This is a genomic window from Microbispora triticiradicis (assembly GCF_005864065.1).
Lineage (GTDB): Bacteria > Actinomycetota > Actinomycetes > Streptosporangiales > Streptosporangiaceae > Microbispora > Microbispora triticiradicis.
In genome coordinates this window covers 400,926-420,375 of the sequence record NZ_VANP01000003.1, presented here as the reverse complement: position 1 = coordinate 420,375, position 19,450 = coordinate 400,926, and the positions used below count along the sequence as shown (strand labels likewise).

The window sequence follows — 19,450 nt, the reverse complement described above, 5'->3', positions numbered from 1 at the left end:
GTGTCGCCTCGCCGTGCCTCGGCATCCTGACGGCGTGACAGCGCCTCCCAGGCTCTCGGTGGTCGTCCCGCTGCACGGCGGGGAGGAACACGCCGAGGAGTGCCTCAAGTCCCTGCACGACCAGACTCTCGACGACATCGAGGTGATCCTCGCCGGGCGGCCGGAAGGGCTGCGGGCCCCCGGCCCGCGGTTCACGCTTCTCGCGCTCGGCGACGGCGGCGACGACCCGGGCGCGGCTCGCAACGCGGGCGCGGCCTTCGCCACCGGCCGCTATCTCGCCTTCGCCGACCCCGGCTCCGTCGTCCCCGCCGACGCCTACCGCACGCTGGTCGACGCCCTCGACCACACCGGCTCCGACCTCGCCTGCGGCAGGATCCGCCGCTGGAGCCCGTACGCGTCCGGCGGGGCCGCCACAGGCCCGGAAACGGGACGTTCGACCGGTTCCGCGACGGGCTCGGGGACGGGCGCGACGGCGTCGGGGGCGTTCTCGGCGTCGGGATCGGTGGCGGGATCGGCGGCGCGGTTGCGTACGCACATCACCCGGCACCCGAAGCTGCTGGACGACCCGCGCGCGGGCGGCACGGTGTTCCGCAGGGAGTTCTGGAACCGGCACCGGTTCGCCTTCCCCGAGGGGCTGGGTGAGGACTTCCCGGTGACGATCCCCGCGCACGTGCTGTCCTCCTCCGCCGACGTGCTCGGCGACGTGGTGTGCCTCACCCGGGGGTCCCGGCCGCAGGCCGACCCGCTGCGCCGCCTGCGGGCGATGCTGGACGTCGCCGACCTGCTCGCCCGGCACGCCCCGAACCTGCGGACGACCTACGACCTGCGCCTCGCGGAGGGGCCCGACCTCGCGGCGGTGCTGCGCGCGGCCCCCGGGCGGCTTCCGGCGGGACTCGCCGACGCGCTGGCCCGGCTCGACCGGGAGGCGATGGAGCGGCTGCCGGTTCTGAGGCGGCTGCAGATCTTCCTGGCCGCCCACGGCATGACCGGGGAACTGGCGGAGCTGCACCGGTTCGCGGAGTCGGAGATCAGGCACCGGGGAGTGCTCCGGCGCGGGCTGGTCCGCCGCCGCTGGTATCTCGACTATCCCTTCCGCCGTGATCCGCGGGTGCCGCGCTCGCTGTTCGACGCGACCCGCGACCTGCGGCTGATCGCCCGCGCGGACGACGTACGGCCGTCGGGCGGCGGGCTCCTGCTGACCGGCCACGCGTACATCGCCCACCTGGACAGCGGGCACAGCCGGACGGAGCTGTGGCTCCAGCGGGGGGAGGAGCGGATCGCCCTGCCCGTACGGCGGGTCCGCCGCCCCGATGTGACGGCCGACTCCCGCCAGTCGGTCGTGTGCCACGACGACTCCGGCTTCGCCACCGAGATCGACCTGGACGCGCTCCGCGCGGCCTCGGCGTCCGGAACCGGTCGATGGACGTTGCACGCCATGGTCCGGGCGCGGGGCGTGACCAGGGCCGGAAGGGCGACCGGCGCCCCCGGCGAGCGCGTCTTCGACGTCGCGGGCGTGCGGGTCTCCCTCACGCAGGATCGGGGCCTCACCCTCACGGCCGGTGCGGCCGCAGATGACGGCCGGCCCGCCGGTCCGGGCGCCCGGACCGGCGCGGGCGGGCCCGGAGGCCCGGGCGTGTGCGGCGGCCAGGTCGTGCCGGGTGACGGCTCGCTCGCCGACTCCGGCGTGGTGCATGTCGGCGCCGTGCGCTGGACGGACGCGGGGGAACCGGTCCTGGAGGGACCGGGCCGGTTCCCCGGCGGCCGGATCACCCTCGACCGCGGCACCGAACACCACTCCTGGCCGGTCCGCCAGGACGAGGGCGGATGGACGGCCGTGATCGGCAGGACGGCTGACGGGCTGCCGCTCGGCGGCGGCACCTGGCGCGTGCTCGCCGGGGACGAGCGCGTCCGGCTCTGCCCGGCCCTGATCGCCGACCCGCCCCGGCCGCATGTCGCCGGGCTGCACGAGGTCTCCTTCCGTACGGCCCGCGACGGCGCGCTCAGCCTCGTGGTGCGCCCGGCCCTCGGCCCGCACGAACGGGGGCCGTACGCCACGCGCAGGCGCCTGGCCGCGGCCCGGTCCCGGGCGAGCGGCCGGACCGGGGGACGCGCGAAACTGCGGAACGCGGCCGTCTTCGACAGCTACGGCGGCGGCCAGTACTCGTGCAACCCCCGGGCCGTCTCGGAGGAACTGTCGCGCCGTCACCCCGACGTCGAGATCGTCTGGGTCACCAGGGACGGGCAGTTCACCGTGCCTCCGGGCGTACGCCTGGTCCTGCACGGCTCACGCGAGCACGAGGAGGCGCTGAGCACCAGCCGCTTCGTCGTGGCCAACCGGCGTACGCAGCCGGGGTGGTACCACAAGCCGCGTGGCCAGACCGTCGTGCAGACGTGGCACGGCACGCCGCTCAAGCGCCTGGGGCTCGACCTGGAGGGCATGCCGTACGCGCGGCAGGCGCCGCAGGCGGAGCTGACCCGGCAGGTGGCGACCTGGGACCTGCTGCTGTCGCCGAGCCCGTTCGCGACCACCGCGCTGCGCCGCGCGTTCGGCTACGCGGGGGAGGTCCTGGAGTCGGGTTACCCCCGCAACGACGTGCTGTTCGACCCCACGCGCGCCCGGGCCGTCCGGCGGCGGCTGGGCGTGCCGGACGACCGGCGGGTCGTCCTCTACGCGCCCACGTGGCGGGACGACGAGCCGGAGGGCGCCGGTCGGCTCGCCCTGGACCTCACCCGGGCGGCCCGGGCGCTGGACGACGACGACCTGCTGCTCGTACGGGCCCACTATTTGGTGGCGCGGCACCTGGCGATCCCCGAGGGTCTCGGCCACCGAGTCCGCGACATCTCGAAATATCCGGATATGGCCGATCTGCTGGCGGCCGCGGACGTGCTGGTCACCGACTACTCGTCGGCGATGTTCGACTTCGCCTGCACCGGGAGGCCGATGGTGTTCTTCACCCCTGACCTGGAGCACTACCGGGACGAGGTACGCGGCTTCTACCTCGACTTCGAGGCCGTGGCCCCCGGGCCGGTCGTCAGGACCGGTGCGGACCTGCTCGACGTGCTGCGATACGGCGACCTCGGGCCGTTCTCGGCGCGTTACGCGGAGTTCGCCCAGCGGTTCTGCCCCTGGGACGACGGGCACGCCTCGGCGCGCGTGGTCGCGCGCATGCTGCCGTGAACGGGCGGACCGACGCCCGAAGGGCCGCGCGGGACGCCTCCGAGCCCACGCCTCGGGGGTCGGCGCGGTCACTGCGCGAGAAGGCCGGCGCGTGTGCCGTCACCGGGGTTCCGGCCGCGCTCGCGCTCGCCGCCGGGCTGTGGGGCCTCGGCGGCCCGCCGCTGTGGCGCGACGAGGCGGCCACCGTGAGCGCCGCCGTCCGCACCCTCCCGCAGATGACCCACCTGCTGCAGTCGGTCGACGCCGTCCACGGCCTCTACTACGCGCTGATGCACATGGTCGTCGGCGTCTCCGGCACGGCCGAGGTGGCGCTGCGGCTGCCGTCGGTCCTCGCGGGGGCGCTGGCCGCCGCCGGGACTGGCGCGCTCGGCCGCGCGCTTGGCCTTCGCCGGGCGGGCCTGTACGGCGGGTCGCTCCTGGCCCTCATGCCGATCTTCTCCCGATACGTCCAGGAGGCGCGGCCGTACCCGATGACGACGGCCGCGGCCGTCGGCGTGACGCTGCTGCTCCTGCGCGTGCTGCGGGCGCCCACCCCGGCGGCGCTGGCCGGATACGCGCTGGCGCTGACCGCCCTCGCCTACCTCAACCTCTTCGCGTTCCTGATCGTGGGGGCCCACGGCGTGGTCGTGGTCCTGTCGCGGGGACCGCTCGCGCGATGGGCCTGTGCGACTGCGGCGTCGGCGGCGGCCGTGGCGCCGCTGGCCTGGCTCGGTTCCCGGCAGGGCGGGCAGGTGAGCTGGATCCGCCGGCCCGAGGCGGCCGACGTGGGGCGGCTCGCCGTCCAGATGTTCGGGGATCTCGGCGCGACGGCCCCGCCGCCCCGGCCGGGTCTCGCCCCGCCGGCGCCGCTCGCCGCCACCGCGCTCACGGCACTCGGGGTCGCCCCGCTGGCCTGGGCCCTCGCACTCCTCGGACTCGTCCTCGGCCTGGCCGGCGGCCTCCGCGCCACACGGGCCGCCCACGCGGCCCTGGTGCGGGTGACCCTGCCGTGGCTGCTCGTTCCCGCGACGGTGCTGCTGGCGGCGTCCTGGGCCGCTCATCCCGTGTACGTCTTCCGGTACGTCTTCTGCTGCGTTCCCGCGGCGGCGCTGCTGGCCGGTGCGGGGATCGCCGCGCTGCCCACCGGCGTGGCCGTCGCCGCGCTGGCGGCCTGGATCGGGTTGTCGGCGCCGGGGCAACTCGCCACGCGCGGGCCGGACGGCAGGCAGGACGACCCGCGCCCGGTCCTGGCGCTGCTCGCCTCCGCCGCGCGGCCGGGAGACGGGGTGCTGTTCGTGCCCCCGAAGGTCAGGAAGTACGCCACGGTCTACCCGTCCGTCTTCGGCGGGCTGGACGACGTCGCGCTGGCCCGGTCGCCGGAGCGGGACGGCAGCTTCGGGGGCCGTGAGGTCGGCCCGCGGCTGCTGGCCGCCCGCATCTCGGGGCTGCGCACGCTCTGGGTCGTCGGCCACACCGGCAAGGCGGGACTGGCCGGTCGCCGGCTCGACGTGGTGACCCGCGCGTTCGTCCCGGCCGGGCGCCGGACCTTCCGCGGCCTGTACGCCGAGAGGTACGAGGCGCGCGACGAGATCCGGGCGAACGGCCCCGGGGCGAGTGGCGGAAGAGGCGGGAACGGCCGGGGCGGGAGGTGACGGCGGGAGGCGGCAGGGGCCGCCGGGCTCACCGCTCGAACGGCGCCGGGGTCGGGAAGTAGGCCTCCAGGAACCGTGCCAGCAGCGCGTCCTGCTCGTCGTCGGTCGGCGACGTGTCGTTCAGGCAGAACACGTCGTGCCTGCGCCGGGCGAGCATGCGGCGCAGCCGGGCGGGCGTCTTGGGCAGGGAGAGATCCACGTACGTGTAGTCGACCTGGCCGGGGACCGCCCGCCCGCTGAGGTAGCCGTAGTAGTGCGCCAGCGAGGACACCACCGAGATGTCCCGCGACGTGCGGAACCTGCTGCGGGCCGTCGCCTGGAACTCGGCGGCGAACCGCTCCTCGATCTCGTACATGAGCGACCTGCGCAGCGCGTATGGCACGTGCTTCAGCTTCTGCGTGATCGTGCGGCCGCTGAGGTCCTCCAGGATCCGCCGGTTGTTCATCCCGGCCGCGTGGACCGGGGACTCCTCGGTCTCCGGCAGGCCGAAGGGCACGTGGACCGTGCTGGGGAAGAACCGGGTGATCCCGTTGCCCTCGAAGAACGTCCGCGGCGCCAGCGGCCGGCCCAGGAAGAAGTCGTCGTTGAAGTACAGGAAGTGCTCGCTGAGCCCTTCGATGTGGTGAAGCTGGGTCTCGATGGCGTGCGAGTTGAACACCGGCAGCACCGACGGATCGGTGAAGATCTCCTTGTGGTCGACCACCGACACCATCGGGTGGGTGGTGTCGAGCCACGGGGGCGTCTGGCCGTCGGTGACGATCCATATCCGGTTGATCCAGGGGGCGTACATCAGCAGGGAGCGCAGCGAGTAGCGGAGCTCGTCCCTGCTGGTGAACCGCGCCTCGGTGGTCGCCATCTCGCTGAGCGGGCCGCCGACGCGCCGCGCCTCCTCGCGCTGCGCCTGGTCGCGGCGGGCCCGCCAGGCGGGATCGGCGCCGTCCACCCACGTGTAGACGGCGTCGATCGGGAAGTCGATGTCGTCGAGCAGCCGCCGGAGGAACTCCGGCCGGGTCCGGTAGGCGCGGGCGCGGCGGGCCGGGCACGCGAGGGGCAGGAACAGCTCCTCGCCGCCCTCCGCCACCGGGCCGCCGGCCGGGACGCGGTCGCACGCCGGGTTGGGCCGCGGCCCGACCAGGTCGTCGCCCTCACGGGCCCAGAACTCCAGGTCGAGGCCGCTCTCGGGGCCGAGCGTGAGCGTCCGCGACGGGCTGGCGAAGTACATGGCCAGCCGCACGACCCTGGCGTCGCCGAGCAGCGGCGCGGCCCGCCGCACCGGGCGCATCCGCCCCGCGTCCGCCTGGGCCCGCGCCCCCGGCCTGCCGTACGGCTGGCGTGCCGCGAACAGCGGGTGGACGCCGGCGGCGAGCGCGGCGAGCGCGCGGTCGCGGTCCTCCTCGGGCACCGCGACCACCGGCGGGCGGTCAGGCAGCGGGCGCACGCAGAAGTACGGCACCGCGGCCTCGGCCAGCAGGGCGCAGACCACGTCCAGCGTCTCGCGCTGGGCCTGCAGCGGGCTCGCGTCGGCCCGGATGAGCGCGGTTTTCGGTGTGGGCTCCACGGCCGGCAGCCGCCCGCGCAACCGCCCCTGCAGCCGCCGGTACAACGTGACAACGGGCATGGTCTCCCCCTCGGACACGCACTGTAACGGATCGGCCACCCGATTGGGGGATGGTTTACCTACTTCGGGTGGCGGTCAAGAAGTGGCAACGAGATTCCCTCTCTGTTACAGAAGAGCAGGCGAACGGCTACCGCTTGTAGTCATTGTTGCCTGCATGGGGGGCTTCACGCTGAACGACATCCTCGCGACGCGCAAGCCGAGGGACTCGTGGTGGACCGTCTTCATGGTCGATCCGCTCGCCTGCCGACTCGCGCTGCTCGCGGCCAACCACACCTCTGTCACGCCGAACGGCCTGACCAGGCTGTCCATGCTGGTCGGTTTCGCCTCGGCGGCCGCCTTCGCGGAGGGCATGCTCGTCGCCGGGGCGGCGCTGTTCTACCTGAGCTTCACGGTCGACTGCATGGACGGGAAGATCGCCCGGCTGAAGGGCACGGGGACGCCCTTCGGGCTGTGGCTCGACTACGTGGGCGACCGGGTGCGGGTGGTCTGCTGCGCCTTCGGCTGGGGGTTCGGGGAGTACTCCCGCTCGGGAGACCCGGAGTTCGTGCTCGCCGCGGTGGGCGTCGTCGTGCTCGACCTGTTCCGCTACATCAACGGCCCGCAGCTCAAGCGGGTCAAGGACGCCACCCGCGCACTCGTCGAGTCGCGCCTGGACGGCCAGTGCGTCCTCGCCGAGAGCGTCCTGCGCGCCCGGCCGCGCAGCGAGCTCGAACGGGCCGCCGGCGAGGCCGCGGCCGGGGACGGCGCCACGGTCGTCGACCTGCAGAAGGCGTTCCACGCCCGCTTCCCCTGGTACGACCGGTTCCGGGTCTTCCTGGTGCGGCGGCGGGTGCGGACCCATGTGATGAGCGGCATCGAGTTCCACGCCGCGGTCTTCGTCGTGGGCCCGCTGCTCGGGGCCCGGGCCCTGGTGCCGGTCTCCGTCGTGGCCGGGGGGCTGCTGCTGGTCTTCGAGATGAGCCTCGTCTACCGCGTCTGGCTGGCGGCCCGCCAGGTGCCCGACACCGCCGCGGAGCGCGAGAAGATCATGATCTGACCGGCCCCGGCGGCTGGCTCCACACGTTCGCACGGCACGCGCCGTGGGACCCGCGTCACGGACGCGCCCGGGGGAGGGCGGCGGCCGTACGACTGGCAACTTCTTCACGGGGGATTGATCTCATGCATTCGGACAGACCTGTCTTCGTCATCGGCTGCCCGCGCTCCGGCACCACCATGCTCCAGCTCATGCTGCACTCGCACCCGCGCGTCGCCGTGCCGCCGGAGACGCGGTTCCTCGTCCCGGCCTACTTCTCCCGCCGCGCGTACGGCGACATGCGGCTGGCCGACAACCGGCGCCGCCTGGCGGGCTGGATCGCCGAGGGCCGGACCACCAAGTTCCACGAGCTCGGGCTGAGCCGGCCCGACTTCGTCCAGGCGGCCATGCTCGGCCCGGGCAGCTTCGGCTCGGTCATCGGCATGGTCTTCAAGTGCTACGCCGAGCGCTTCGGCAAGCCGCGCTGGGGCGACAAGCGGCCCAGCTACTACCGGCACGTCGAGATGCTCATGCGGTTGTTCCCCGACGCGCAGTTCGTCCACCTCGTCCGGGACGGCCGCGACTGCGTGGCCTCGCTGAAGCAGATGCCCTGGTACAAGGAGGACGCCGTGCACGCGATGGCCAACTGGGCCGAGGCCGTCGACTTCGGCCGGCGGAACGCGCGCAGGCTGCCGGACGGCACCTTCTACGAGCTGCGCTACGAGGACCTCACCGCCGACCCGGAGACCGAGCTCAAGAAGCTGTGCGTGTTCCTCGGCGAGGACTACGACCCGGCGATGTGCGAGCCCCGCCACGTGGCCGAGCTGGCCGTGCCCAGGCACAAGGTGTGGCACAGCAACACGCACGAGGAGGTCACCACCGCCCACTCGGGCAAGTGGGCCGCCCGGCTGGAGTCGTGGGAGATCTCGCTGTGCGAGGAGGTGCTGGGCGAGCGGCTCACCGCGTACGGCTACGAGCTGAGCGGCGCGCGCAAGGCCGACCGCGACCACGTCGGCGCGTACAAGGCGGCGGTGAGCAAGCGCCGCACGGCGCGGCAGCGCAAGTACAACCGTGACCGGCTCACCCGGCTGCGGGAGCCGGGGCCGATCGCCGCCCTGCTGACCGAGGGCCAGCGGCGGCTCGCCGGGCTGCCCCAGCAGCGCACCCCCGAACTGCTCCGCGCCTGATCCCCTGAGGTGGCGGCGGGATCACGGCGCCGGGATCATGGGGGAGGGGCGACGGAGGCGCGCTCGACGAGGCGCGAGCGCAGCGTGTGCGTCTCCCGGACCGGCTCGACGCCCCGGATGCCGTCGAGGAGCACCTGGGCCGCCTTCGCGCCGAGGTCGTGCACGGGCTGCTCGATCATCGTGAGCGGGGGGTCCATGACCGCCGCCCACGCGCTGTCGTCGAACCCGATCAGGGCGACGTCGCGCGGGTAGGCGAGGCCGGCGGCCCGCAGCGCGCGCAGGGCCCCGGTGACCGCCTCGGTCTCCGTGCAGAACAGCGCGGTGATGCGGTCGGGCAGGGCGAGCATGCGGGCGACCTCCTCGGTGACCCGTTCCTCCACCTTGCGCCCGACCATCACCAGGCCGGGATCGAAGGGAATCCGCGCGTCGTCCAACGCGTCCAGGTAGCCGCGCAGGCGCTCGCCGTCAGTCCACAGGTTGCGGGACGCGGCCTCCAGCAGCTCGCGGCGGGTCGCGGGCGGCCGCTCCATGGGCGGTCCCCACACGAAGCCGATCCGCCGGTGCCCCGCCGCGATCAGCCGCTCGACCGCCTCGCGCGCCGCGTCGCGGTTGTCGATGACGACCGCGTCGAGGTCGAGCGACGGGACGGCCCGGTCGACCAGGACGACGGGAACGCCGCGGTTCAGCGCCTCCTTGATGTGGCCGACGTCCCGGCCGCCGACGGCGGCGGACGCGATGATCATGCCGTCGACGCGCTTGTCGATCAGCACGTTCGTGGCGGCGACCTCCTCGTCGAGGTCCTCGTACGTGCTCAGCACGATGGTGTCGAAGCCCCCGGCCCGTGAGGCGTCGCAGATGCCGCGCACCACACCGGCGAAGAAGGGGTTGCCGATGTCGGCGACGATCACCCCGATGGTGTGGCTCACGCCCGTCGACATGCTGCGGGCGAGTGCGTTGGCGCGGTAGCCGAGCTTGTCGGCCGCGGCGAGCACGCGCCCCCGCAACTCGGGGCTGACGTGCCCGTAACCGCCGAGCGTGCGGGCGGCGGTCGCCCGTCCGACGCCGGCCTCGGCGGCCACCTCGGAGATCGTCGGCCGGCCGGCGGCCTGGCCCCGGTCAGTCGGCATGGCCGGAGTCCTCACTTCTCGCGGTCACCAGATGACCACATGCTAGCGACGACGGGCCGCCCGTGGCCGAAGGCGCCTTCGACCAGGCACTGGTCGTGGGCCGAGCGCGCGCCGGCGCGCAGGGCGCCCGCGATCGCGTCCGGTCCCGGCGCGGCCCCGGTCCGCCAGCCGGCGCGCAGCAGGTGGACCACGAACCCGGCGAGGAAGGCGTCGCCGCAGCCCATGGTGTCGACCATCAGGCCGGGCTCGGCCACCCGCTGCGCGGGGGCGGCGAGCATGACCCGGCCGTCGTGCGCGATCGCCCCCTCCTCGCCCCGGGTGGCGAGCGCGAGCCCCGCGCCCCGCCGTACGGCGTCGGCGAGCAGGGCGCGGGTGGCGGCCTCGTCGAGGTGCGAGCACGACAGCAGCACCAGGTCGGCGTGCGGGCAGATCCGGTCGAGGTACGCCGGGGTGCGGAACTCGTCCTCGCTGGACAGGTCGTAGCTCACCAGCGTGTCCAGCCCGGCCAGCTTCGGCAGTTCGCTCTCGGCGGCGGAGTACACGCTGGAGTGCACCAGGTCGAAGGAGGCGGCGTACCGCAGGAGGGCGTCGTCGAGGACGATCGGCTCCCTGGTCGTGACGCCGCCGCCGTTGAAGCCGACGAAGATCCGGTCGCCGTCGTCCACGCGCAGGGTCGAGACGCCGCTCTCCCCGGGCCGTACGACGCAGCGGTCGATCGCGACGCCCTGGGCGGCGATCGACGCGCGCAGGAAGTCGCCGAAGTCGTCGTCGCCGAACACGCCCAGGTAGGCGGCGTCGAGGCCGAGGCGATGGGCGTAGACGGCCACGTTCACGCTGTTGCCGCCGGGATACTCGATGCCGCGGTCGACGAACCGGTCGACGACGTTGTCGCCGAAGCCGAGGACTCTCATGGACGTGCTCCTGAGGGGCGGGCCCCCGCGCGTGCACGGCGCACGGCGGAGGCCCGGGACGGGGGAATGACGGTCAGTAGTCCATGACGCGGTAGTAGCGGCGCAGTTCGAGGGAGTGGTCGCGCACCCTCTCCAGGTGCTTGCTCACGCGGCCCGTCGCCACGTCGTGGACCAGCGGACCGAGCAGGCCGCGGAACTCGGGGCTGATCCCGTCGAGCGGGTAGTCCTTGGTGTCGAAGACCGTGACGTCCTTGGAGATGCGCCTGGCGAAGTTCGCCGCGCGCTCGGTGAGCCCCCGCGCCTCGTCCTCGCCCTGGAAGACGATGACGCTGGTGTCCTCTTCGAGCAGTTCGAGCGAGCCGTGGAAGAACTCGGCGCTGTGCACCCGCGTGGTGCGCAGCCACTGCATCTCCTCCAGGACGCACATGGAGTACAGGTAGGTGTACGCCCACAGGTTGCCGCCGCCGACGAGGAAGTAGTAGCCGGTGTCCTTGTGGTCGTCGGCGAACTTCTCGGCGACCGGCTCGGCCTGCCTCGCCACCTCCAGCAGGATCTGCGGGAGCTTGTCGAGCTCGGCGGCGAGCTTCTCGTAGCCCTCGAACTCGCCCCGCCGGGACAGCAGCCGGGTCATGAAGACCAGCATCTGCGGGTCGAACGGCCACGCCTTGGGCTCGGTGAGCAGCACGGTGTCCACGTTCCGCGCGACGGGCGAGTCGGGGTAGCCCGTCATGCCGATCGTGTGGACGCCCCTGGCCTTGCAGTAGTCGATGGCCCGCACGGTGTCGTCGGTCGTGCCGGAGGCCGAGGTGAAGACCGCCACCGAGCGCTCGCCGAGCGCCGCCTCGCCCGCGGCGATGAGCTCCGCGGCGATGACCGCGCGCACGTCGAAGGTGGAACGCTGCCGCGCCAGCCGCTCGTACGGCCACATCTGCGCGTAGGTGCCGCCGGCGCCGACCAGGTAGAGGTTGTCGAATCCCTCGTCCACGAGCCGATCGACGAGTTCCTCGATCTGGGGCCGCAACGCCACCGCGCTCGCCATCTGGGAGAGGAATTCCGGCTCGTTGAATCCGAGCATGCTTCGCGTCCTTTCGGGATTGCCCGCGGACCGGGGCGCCGTCCTGCCTGATACCGGTCTCACGCAGAAGGTGACGCTGGCACACCTACTGGGCGGGAGTCAACACCGGGGTGTGTTTTCATGGCTGTTGATGCTGTGATCTGCTGTTTCATCGGTGTCTAAGGGGGCGGTAGGCGCTCGGGAGAAAAAATCTTCCCGCTGAGGTCTGGTACCGGTATCACATGCTCTGTACAGTCACCCGTCATTGAACGGGTCGTGCCGGCGGCGCGTCCCGGCGGATCTCGGGTGCCCAGGCACCGGCGGTCCCTCCTCTCCCGAAGAGATCCAGACAGGACCTCGAGAAGACCCCCGAGAGAAAGGAAGCCCATGCGCCCTCGTGCACTGACGGCGTTCGCGGCGCTCGCCGGGACGTCGGTGCTCGTCCTGACCGGCTGCACCGGCGGCGGGCAGGCGGACCAGGCTCCCGCGGCCGACGCCGCCGCCAGCCCCGAGTACTCGGGCACGCTGAGCATCCTCACGAAGTTCGCCGGAGAGCCCCTTGAGCCGTACTTCGAGGACCTGGCCGCGGAGTACGAGAAGCTCCACCCCGGCGTGAAGATCCAGCTCATCCAGGAGACCGACCAGAGCATCAAGGACAAGACCAAGACGCTCACGGCCTCGAACGCCCTGCCCGACATCTACTTCACGTGGACCGGCAACTGGGCCGAGAACTTCGTCCGCGGCGGCCGGGCGGCCGACCTCACCGGCGTGATCGGCCCAGACACGGACTGGGGCAAGACCTTCAGCCCCGGCGCGCTGTCGGCCTTCGCCTACGACGGCAAGAACTACGGCATCCCGCTCTACGGCAACGGCAAGTTCATGGGCTACAACAAGGCCGCGTTCGCCAAGGCCGGGGTCCAGGTGCCGAAGACGTTCGAGGAGCTCGTCGGAAGCTGCGCGGCGCTGCGGAAGGCCGGGTACGAGCCGATCTCCTTCGGCAACAAGGACGGCTGGCCGGCCCTGCACTACCTGCAGCAGCTCTTCGCGTACGACGTGCCGACGGCGGCCTTCGAGGCGGACCTCAAGCCCGCGACGGCCAAGCTCGACGACCCCGGCTACACGAAGGCCCTCAGCCAGTTCAAGACCCTGGTCGACACTTGCACCGACACCAAGAGCGGCACCAACGGCGTGCTCTACACCTCCGCCCAGGAGGCGTTCGCAGACGGCAAGTCCGCGATGTACTACCAGGAGATCCTGGAGTTCGACAACGAGACGGCCAAGGGCAAGCTCGCCACCGACGACTTCGGGATCTTCCAGCTTCCCGCGCCGCAGGGGGCGGCCGGCGACCCCTCGATCGTCGAGGGCTCTCCCGAGGGCTACCTCGTCAACGCCGCCTCGCCGCGCATCCCGCTCGCCATCGACTTCATGAAGTTCGTCACGAGCACGAAGAACGCGCAGACGCTCTCGTCGCCGCCGTACGGCCAGCCCAGCACGGTCGTCGGAGCCGTCACACCCGAGACCTCCAGCAAGGCGGTCTTCGAGGGCATCGAGCTCGTCAACAAGTCGCCGAAGCTGGCCGCGTGGCTCGACACGGTCACCGTCCCCGAGGTCGCCGACGCGTGGCTGTCCGGCGGCGAGGCGCTGATCACCGGGAGCAAGACCCCCGAGCAGGTGCTCGACAGCGTGCGCCAGGCCTCGGCGTCGGCGAAGTAGCCGGGAGGACGGGCCGGTGCGCGCCATGAGCAGACGGGCCGCCGGGCTCGCGTGGGCGGTCCCCGCCCTCGTGCTGGTCGGGGTGTTCGTGTACTTCCCGCTGGTGGAGAACTTCGGGTTCAGCACGCTCAAGTGGGACATCTTCAGCGGGAGCCAGAAGTACGTCGGGCTCGCCAACTACGGCAAGCTCGTGGACGACCCGGTCTTCTGGAAGTCGCTCGGCAACAACGTGCTGTACGCGGTGGTGTCGATCGCGTTCCAGGTGTTCGGCTCGCTCGTGCTCGCGGCGCTCATCGAGGGCGTGCGCAGCGAGCGGTGGCAGCGCGCCCTGCGGGCCGTCTACTTCATCCCCAGCGCGATCTCGCTCACCGTCGCCGGCCTGCTCTTCTACTTCATCTACGAGCCCAACCTCGGGCTGTTCAACCACCTGCTGCAGGGGGTCGGCCTCGACGGGCTCCGGCACGCGTGGCTGGGCGAGGAGAGCACGGCCATGCCGGCGATCGTCGCGATGAGCCAGTGGCAGGGCTTCGGCTACTCGACCCTGCTGTTCGCGGTCGCGATCCAGCGCATCCCGCGCGAGATCTACCAGGCCGCGGCGATCGACGGCACCGGACCCGTCCGCCGGTTCTTCCACGTGACCCTTCCCCTGGTACGCGAGATGACCGGCGTGATGATCATGATCACGATCTCGGGGGCGTTCCAGGTGTTCAACGAGGTCATGGTGATGACCGGCGGCGGGCCGGACAACTCGACCCAGGTGCTGGGCACCTGGCTGTACCGCAGCGGCTTCGTCCGCAACGACTTCGGCTACGCGGCCGCGATCGCGACGGTCATCTTCGTGGTCACGCTCGCCATCGCCGTCGCACAACTGTGGGTCGCCCGCAGGAGAAGGGTGGAGTGGTGAGTCGGGTCGGCTTCCTCGGGGTGATCGCCCGCCTGCTGCTCTGGGCGTTCCTGCTCTGCCTCGCCGTGGTGGTGGTCTATCCGCTGCTGTGGATGCTGGTCAACGGGTTCAAGACCAACAGCGAGATCTTCGGCAACCCCTTCGCGCTGCCCTCCCACTGGAGCTTCGACAGCTACCAGAAGGCGTGGAACCGCGGGGTCAGCAACTACCTCACCACCAGCATCCTGGTCACGGTGACGTCGACCGTCGCCACGGTCTTCGTCAGCGCGTGGGCGGCGTACGGGCTGACCCGGGTGGACATCCCGTTCGGCAAGGCGGTCACCGGCCTGATCCTGGGCGGGCTGATGCTCGCCCCGAGCGTGGCGCTGGTCCCGCTGGTCAAGATGTTCCAGTCGATGGGGTTGTACAACAGCTTCTGGGCGCTGCTCGTCCTCTACACGGCCTTCCGGGTGCCGTTCACCACGTTTCTCATCCGGGCGTACATGCTGGATCTGCCGCGCGAGGTGGACGAGGCGGCCGAGATGGACGGCTGCGGGCGGTGGACCGCGTTCTGGCGGATCACCCTCCCGATGTGCAAGCCGATCCTCGTCTCGACGGTCCTGCTGCACATCCTGTTCGCCTGGAACGAGTACCTCTTCGCGATGGTGTTCACCAGCGGCGCCGGCGTGCAGACCCTTCCCGTCGGCCTGATGAGCCTGATGAGCAAGCACGGCACCGAGTTCCCCGTCGTCTTCGCCGGCATGACGATCGCCGCCGTCCCGGTGGTGCTGCTGTTCTTCGTCGGCCAGCGGTACATCGTCAAGGGCCTCGCCGACGGAGTCGGAAAATGACCTCGCCCCCCTCCCCTGCGACAGGAGCGCCGATGTCCTTCCCGCGGATCACCGGATCGAACTTCTCCTACCAGCACCTGCCGTTCGACCGGTTCCTCGACGACGCCGCCGATCTCGGCCGCGAGGAGGTGGAGCTGTGGGGCATCGCCCCGCACTTCCACGTGCCGTGGGTGAGCGACGCCGAGGCCCGGGCCGTACGCCGCCGGGTCGAGTCACGCGGCCTGCGGGTGCGCTGTCTCACGCCCGAGCAGGTGATGTACCCCGTCAACATCGCCTCGCCGGACACCCGGCTGCGCGCGGCCAGCATCGCGATGTTCCGCCGCGCCGCCGAACTGTGCGCGGAACTCGGCGCCGGACTGCTGCTGCTGACGCCCGGCCGGGGCCACGAGGACGAGCCGGTGGAGATCGGCCTGCGCCGGTCCGCCGACGCGCTCGCCGAGATCGCCGCGTACGCCGGCGGTCTCGGCGTGTCGTGCGTGCTCGAACCGCTGCAGCGGGTGGAGTCGAACCTCCTGAACGACTCCCGCGCGCTCGCCCGCATGCTGGACGAGGTCGGCGCGCCGAACCTGGGCGCCGTGCTCGACACGGTCGGCATGGCGGTCGCGGGGGAGAGCGTCGACGACTACTTCGACGCGCTCGGCGACCGCGTCCGCCACGTCCACCTGATCGACGGCCGCCCGGCGGGGCACCTCGCGTGGGGCGACGGCGAGCTGCCGCTCGCCGAGTACCTCGCCGCGTTCGCGCGCCGGGGGTACGACGGCCACATGACGTTCGAGCTGTTCGGCGACGGCACCTACGCCTTCGCCCCCCGTCCCGTCGTCGAACGCTGCCTCGCCGCCGTACGCGACGCGCTCACCCCCGGCGCGCCACGCGCGTAGCGGCGCGGCGGCCCCGGCGTCAGGTCACGTGACCCTGCGCCGGGGGAGCGGCAGGCGCGACCGGGTGAACACGGCGCCGCCGAGCGCGGCCAGCAGGGGCAGCCCGACCACGAGCAGGCCGATGAGCGGCCACGGGATCGTGAGCAGGAGCGCCGGCGGCCGCGGGTGTACGACCACGGGCACCCCGTCGGGCCGCACCATCATCACCGGCCGGTACAGCCCGGACGGCACCCGGGCCGTGGCGACGCCGGGCGGCAGACCGGCGAGCACCCCGATCGTCGTGCCGAGCAGCGCGATCACCAGGGCCTGGCCGGCGACGACGGCCCGCTTCGTCCGGGGAGCCGCCCCCACCGCGGCCATCGTCTCCAGGTCGGGCCGGGCCTCGGCGGCGGCCAGCGCGGTCGCGACGAAGGTCATCCCCAGCACGAGCACGGCGGCCGCCACGGCGAGCACGAGCAGGGCCACCGAGTCGTCCACGGGACCGCGCGGCGTCTCCAGCCTGACCGTCGCGTGGGACGTGATGGCCTCCACGGCCGCGGTGATCCGGTCCACCGTCGCCTGTGGCGTCCGATAATCCGCGGGGTTCACCGCGAGGAGGGTGGTGGCGGTGCCGTAGCCCTGCTTCTCGGCCGCCTCGGGCGAGACGACCACACGCGCCCAGCCCTGCCCCGTGGGCGGCACCCCGACGGCCGGAAAGGAGAGCGACGCGGGCTTGTCCGGGGGTGTCGTGTACAGCGTCATGATCTGTGCCGTGATCCTGCCCTCCCGGATGGTGGTGGGATTGAGCACGACCGCCTTACCCGCGTGCAGCGCCGCGACCGCCTCCGGGTCTTCGCGGCCGAGTACGTAACGCAGCAGTGCCTCGTCTCCGGCCAGCAGCCAGCCGCTCCCATCGCCGAGGAAGGGGATCGGCTGATTCCCTGACTGGACCGGCTCCGGCAGGGTCACGCCGAGCGGCACGCCGGCCTTCGTCGCGAGAGCCCGTCCTTCGACCAGCGGGACACCCGTCGGCAGTTCCCGCTGTACGGCGTTGCGGATTCGGTCCCACAACCGCGGAGTGATCTCGCGTGCGGTGATCTGCAACGACCCCGTCGGCCCCTGCTGCTGGTCACGCTGGAACGGTGAAGAGTGAACGACCGAGGTCTGCCAGGCCACGCCTGTCGCGGTGAGCACCACGACCGTGGTCATCACCGCGGCGACGGCGGGCGCCGTACGACCCCTGTTGCGTACGGCATCCCTCACGGCGAAGCGGAGCGGCAGGGGCAGACGGGCGGCGGCCCGGCCCACCGCGCCGACGAGGGCCGGCACCAGGGCCACCAGTCCGAGCTGGGTGAGCAGAGCCGAGGCTGCGATCCAGTGGACGCCATGCCCGGCGCTCACCGCCGTCGCCGTGAGGCCCGCCACGACGAGCACCGCTCCGAGCAGCGGCCGGCCCGCGCGGTCGCGGCGCCGCTCGCGCCTGCCGGTCAGCACCGCCGCGGCGTCCGTACGGCCCGCGCCGAGGGCGGGGACGAGGGCGGCCAGCACCCCGGCGACGACCCCGAGCACCGAGACCAGCACGACCGAGGTCCAGGGGACGATGAACGGGTCCACCAGGGCCTTCGCCCACAGCTCGAGCCCTGGAGTCGCGAGCGGCACCGCGACGACGCCGATCACGGCCCCGGTCGCGGCGCCGGCGACGCCGAAGAGCAGGCCGTCGGCCAGCGCGATCATCCGCAGTTGTGCGGGGGAGCCGCCCTGGGCGGCGACGAGCGCGAACTCGCGCGCCCGCCGCCGGCGGCCGACGGCGAAGGCGGGCCCGGCCGCGAGGACGACCTGCAGCAGCGCGATCCCCATCCACGGGAGCACCGGCAGCGTGGACCTGTCGAATCTCAGGTCGTACTGCGGCGCGGAGGCCGAAGCGCTGTCGGCGACGGCCCGGCTGGCGACCAGGAGGCCGCGCGCGTTGAGGCGGCGGACGTCCGCCCACGACAGCGGACGCGGCGCGTCCACGAGCCAGCTGTACGTCATATTGATGGGGTTGCCGGAGCTGAAGCCGGAATCGGGCAGGCTGCCGGGGAAGGCGACGACGTCGGGCATCGGCCACACCTGGGCGAACAGGGCGACGCCGACGATCCTGAGTGGGCGTCGTTCCTCCGTCGCGAGGAGCGTCACGCCGGGCCTGACCTGCTTGTCCAGCCGCTGGGCGGAGATGACGGCCTCACCGGGAGCGGTGGGAAGCCTGCCCCGCACGAGCCGGAAGGTGTCCTGGGACATCGGGTCGCGCAGATCCACCTGCCGGACGAGCCCCTGCTCGTACCCTCCCGGGGCGAGATAACGGATGGACCGCTGTGACACCGGGATCAGACGGCTACCGGGCAGGAACCCGGCGATCTCCGCCCGCGTGTACGGCGTCGCCTTCGTCCCGGGCCGAAGCGAGACGTTGTCTCCCCACGCGCTCTGCCTGAGGCCGCTCAACTCGCGGGCGCCCTGCACCAGCGCGTCGGCCCGGCCCAGGGGATAGTGCCCTTGGTGAGCGGTGTACAGGGTGGCGAACGTGGTCAGTGTGAAGGTGATGACGGCGACGGGCAGCGCGAGCATCGCGAGGATCAGCGCGCTGCGCCCCTTGGAACGCCAGGCGGTTCGGCGCGAGATCCGCAGCGCGGCGCGCAGGCCTCTCATCGGGCGCTCACCACGCCCATGCCGTCGGCCTCGTCCGTCCCGCCGGTGTCTGAGGAGTCGGTGATCCGGCCGTCCCGGAGGAAGACGACGCGGTCGGCCCAGGCGGCGTAGCGCGGTTCGTGGGTGACCAGCAGCACGGCGGCCCCCGCGTCGGCGCGCTGCCGGAGCACCTGGATGATCTCGTCGCCCGCCCGGGTGTCGAGGGCCCCGGTGGGCTCGTCCGCGAGGAGCAGGCGGCGCTCGCCGACCAGCGCCCGGGCGATGGCGGCCCGCTGGCGCTGCCCGCCCGACAGGTCGTCGGGATAGCGGTCGGCCAGGTCCGTGAGACCCACCTCGTCCAGCACCCGCAGGGCCGCACGCCGGGCCTTCGCCGTGGACACGCCGTCCAGCTCACGCGGCAGCGCCACGTTCTCGGCCACCGTCAGCGACGGGATGAGGTTGAGGTCCTGGAACACGTAGCCCGCGCTCCTGCGGCGCAGTTCCGCGAGCCGCTTGGGCGGCAGATCACGCAGCTCGCGGCCTTCGAGCAGGACGGACCCCTCGGTCGGCCGGTCGAGCCCGCCCGCCAGGTTGAGCAGGGTGGACTTGCCGGACCCGGACGGGCCCATGACGGCGACCAGCTCACCGGCCCGCACGTCGAGGCTGACGCCCCGCAGGGCGGGTACGGCGTGCGGCCCCTCGCCGTGGACGCGGACGACGCCCGCGAGGCGGACGATCGGCTCGCCGTCCGGGCGGGGTAACTGGTC

The 19,450-nt window shown here is 72.7% G+C and carries 14 protein-coding genes; 8 read left to right on the top strand and 6 right to left on the bottom strand.

What is annotated here, in order from left to right:
• The first annotated feature begins 34 nt into the window (after positions 1-34).
• Both FED44_RS09950 and FED44_RS09945 read left to right on the top strand, forming a co-directional pair.
• Positions 35-3,178, top strand: a complete 3,144-nt coding sequence (locus FED44_RS09950) for a CDP-glycerol glycerophosphotransferase family protein (RefSeq protein WP_167521437.1) — start codon at positions 35-37, stop codon at positions 3,176-3,178.
• A complete protein-coding gene (locus FED44_RS09945; RefSeq protein ID WP_138460471.1) occupies positions 3,175-4,809 on the top strand; it encodes a hypothetical protein in 1,635 nt (544 codons plus the stop codon). The genes FED44_RS09950 and FED44_RS09945 overlap by 4 nt, the downstream gene beginning before the upstream one ends.
• A 28-nt stretch (positions 4,810-4,837) precedes the next feature.
• Here the strand turns inward: FED44_RS09945 and FED44_RS09940 are convergent, their stop codons facing one another.
• A complete protein-coding gene (locus tag FED44_RS09940; RefSeq protein WP_138460470.1) occupies positions 4,838-6,427 on the bottom strand; it encodes a stealth family protein in 1,590 nt (529 codons plus the stop codon).
• Between the two features lie 154 nt (positions 6,428-6,581).
• Here FED44_RS09940 and FED44_RS09935 point away from each other — a divergent pair, with 154 nt between their 5' ends.
• Both FED44_RS09935 and FED44_RS09930 read left to right on the top strand, forming a co-directional pair.
• Positions 6,582-7,463, top strand: a complete 882-nt coding sequence (locus tag FED44_RS09935; RefSeq protein ID WP_111698452.1) for a CDP-alcohol phosphatidyltransferase family protein — start codon at positions 6,582-6,584, stop codon at positions 7,461-7,463.
• A 122-nt stretch (positions 7,464-7,585) separates the two neighbouring features.
• Positions 7,586-8,626, top strand: coding sequence for a sulfotransferase family protein (locus tag FED44_RS09930; protein WP_138460469.1), 1,041 nt, complete (start codon positions 7,586-7,588; stop codon positions 8,624-8,626).
• A 35-nt stretch (positions 8,627-8,661) separates the two neighbouring features.
• On the opposite strand, the gene FED44_RS09925 is transcribed toward FED44_RS09930, so the two are convergent.
• The 3 genes from FED44_RS09925 to FED44_RS09915 form a co-directional block, all read right to left on the bottom strand.
• Positions 8,662-9,753, bottom strand: a complete 1,092-nt coding sequence (locus FED44_RS09925; protein ID WP_138460468.1) for a LacI family DNA-binding transcriptional regulator — start codon at positions 9,751-9,753, stop codon at positions 8,662-8,664.
• A gap of 11 nt (positions 9,754-9,764) precedes the next feature.
• Complete coding sequence (locus FED44_RS09920; protein ID WP_138460467.1) at positions 9,765-10,664, bottom strand: PfkB family carbohydrate kinase; 900 nt, start codon at positions 10,662-10,664, stop codon at positions 9,765-9,767.
• Positions 10,665-10,737: 73 nt separating this feature from the next.
• On the bottom strand, positions 10,738-11,739 hold the full coding sequence (locus FED44_RS09915) for an SIS domain-containing protein (protein WP_138460466.1): 1,002 nt from the start codon (positions 11,737-11,739) through the stop codon (positions 10,738-10,740).
• A 366-nt stretch (positions 11,740-12,105) separates the two neighbouring features.
• On the opposite strand from FED44_RS09915, the gene FED44_RS09910 reads away from it, so the two are divergent.
• Genes FED44_RS09910 through FED44_RS09895 form a run of 4 tightly spaced genes read left to right on the top strand, consistent with a single transcriptional unit; the run spans position 12,106 to position 16,043 of the window.
• Positions 12,106-13,431 carry an ABC transporter substrate-binding protein gene (locus tag FED44_RS09910; protein WP_138460465.1) on the top strand — a complete coding sequence of 442 codons (1,326 nt, stop codon included), beginning with the start codon at positions 12,106-12,108 and terminating at the stop codon, positions 13,429-13,431.
• Between the two features lie 25 nt (positions 13,432-13,456).
• Positions 13,457-14,335, top strand: coding sequence for a carbohydrate ABC transporter permease (locus FED44_RS09905; protein WP_111698479.1), 879 nt, complete (start codon positions 13,457-13,459; stop codon positions 14,333-14,335).
• Positions 14,332-15,165, top strand: coding sequence for a carbohydrate ABC transporter permease (locus tag FED44_RS09900; protein WP_244301820.1), 834 nt, complete (start codon positions 14,332-14,334; stop codon positions 15,163-15,165). Before FED44_RS09905 ends, FED44_RS09900 begins: the two co-directional genes overlap by 4 nt.
• A gap of 32 nt (positions 15,166-15,197) precedes the next feature.
• Positions 15,198-16,043, top strand: coding sequence for a sugar phosphate isomerase/epimerase family protein (locus FED44_RS09895; RefSeq protein WP_138460464.1), 846 nt, complete (start codon positions 15,198-15,200; stop codon positions 16,041-16,043).
• A 24-nt stretch (positions 16,044-16,067) separates the two neighbouring features.
• Here FED44_RS09895 and FED44_RS09890 read toward each other — a convergent pair whose 3' ends face one another.
• Entirely contained in the window at positions 16,068-18,704 is a 2,637-nt protein-coding gene (locus FED44_RS09890) for an FtsX-like permease family protein (protein WP_138460463.1), read from the bottom strand.
• Positions 18,701-19,420 carry an ABC transporter ATP-binding protein gene (locus FED44_RS09885; RefSeq protein ID WP_208758923.1) on the bottom strand — a complete coding sequence of 240 codons (720 nt, stop codon included), beginning with the start codon at positions 19,418-19,420 and terminating at the stop codon, positions 18,701-18,703. Before FED44_RS09885 ends, FED44_RS09890 begins: the two co-directional genes overlap by 4 nt.
• Positions 19,421-19,450 lie beyond the last annotated feature (30 nt).

Excerpts from the sequence above, each read along its gene's own strand:
- FED44_RS09940 (WP_138460470.1), bottom strand. The coding sequence starts at position 6,427 with ATGCCCGTTGTCACGTTGTACCGGCGGCTGCAGGGGCGGTTGCGCGGG.
- FED44_RS09935 (WP_111698452.1), top strand. The coding sequence starts at position 6,582 with ATGGGGGGCTTCACGCTGAACGACATCCTCGCGACGCGCAAGCCGAGG.
- FED44_RS09930 (WP_138460469.1), top strand. The coding sequence starts at position 7,586 with ATGCATTCGGACAGACCTGTCTTCGTCATCGGCTGCCCGCGCTCCGGC.
- FED44_RS09925 (WP_138460468.1), bottom strand. The coding sequence starts at position 9,753 with ATGCCGACTGACCGGGGCCAGGCCGCCGGCCGGCCGACGATCTCCGAG.
- FED44_RS09920 (WP_138460467.1), bottom strand. The coding sequence starts at position 10,664 with ATGAGAGTCCTCGGCTTCGGCGACAACGTCGTCGACCGGTTCGTCGAC.
- FED44_RS09915 (WP_138460466.1), bottom strand. The coding sequence starts at position 11,739 with ATGCTCGGATTCAACGAGCCGGAATTCCTCTCCCAGATGGCGAGCGCG.
- FED44_RS09910 (WP_138460465.1), top strand. The coding sequence starts at position 12,106 with ATGCGCCCTCGTGCACTGACGGCGTTCGCGGCGCTCGCCGGGACGTCG.
- FED44_RS09905 (WP_111698479.1), top strand. The coding sequence starts at position 13,457 with ATGAGCAGACGGGCCGCCGGGCTCGCGTGGGCGGTCCCCGCCCTCGTG.
- FED44_RS09895 (WP_138460464.1), top strand. The coding sequence starts at position 15,198 with ATGTCCTTCCCGCGGATCACCGGATCGAACTTCTCCTACCAGCACCTG.
- FED44_RS09890 (WP_138460463.1), bottom strand. The coding sequence starts at position 18,704 with ATGAGAGGCCTGCGCGCCGCGCTGCGGATCTCGCGCCGAACCGCCTGG.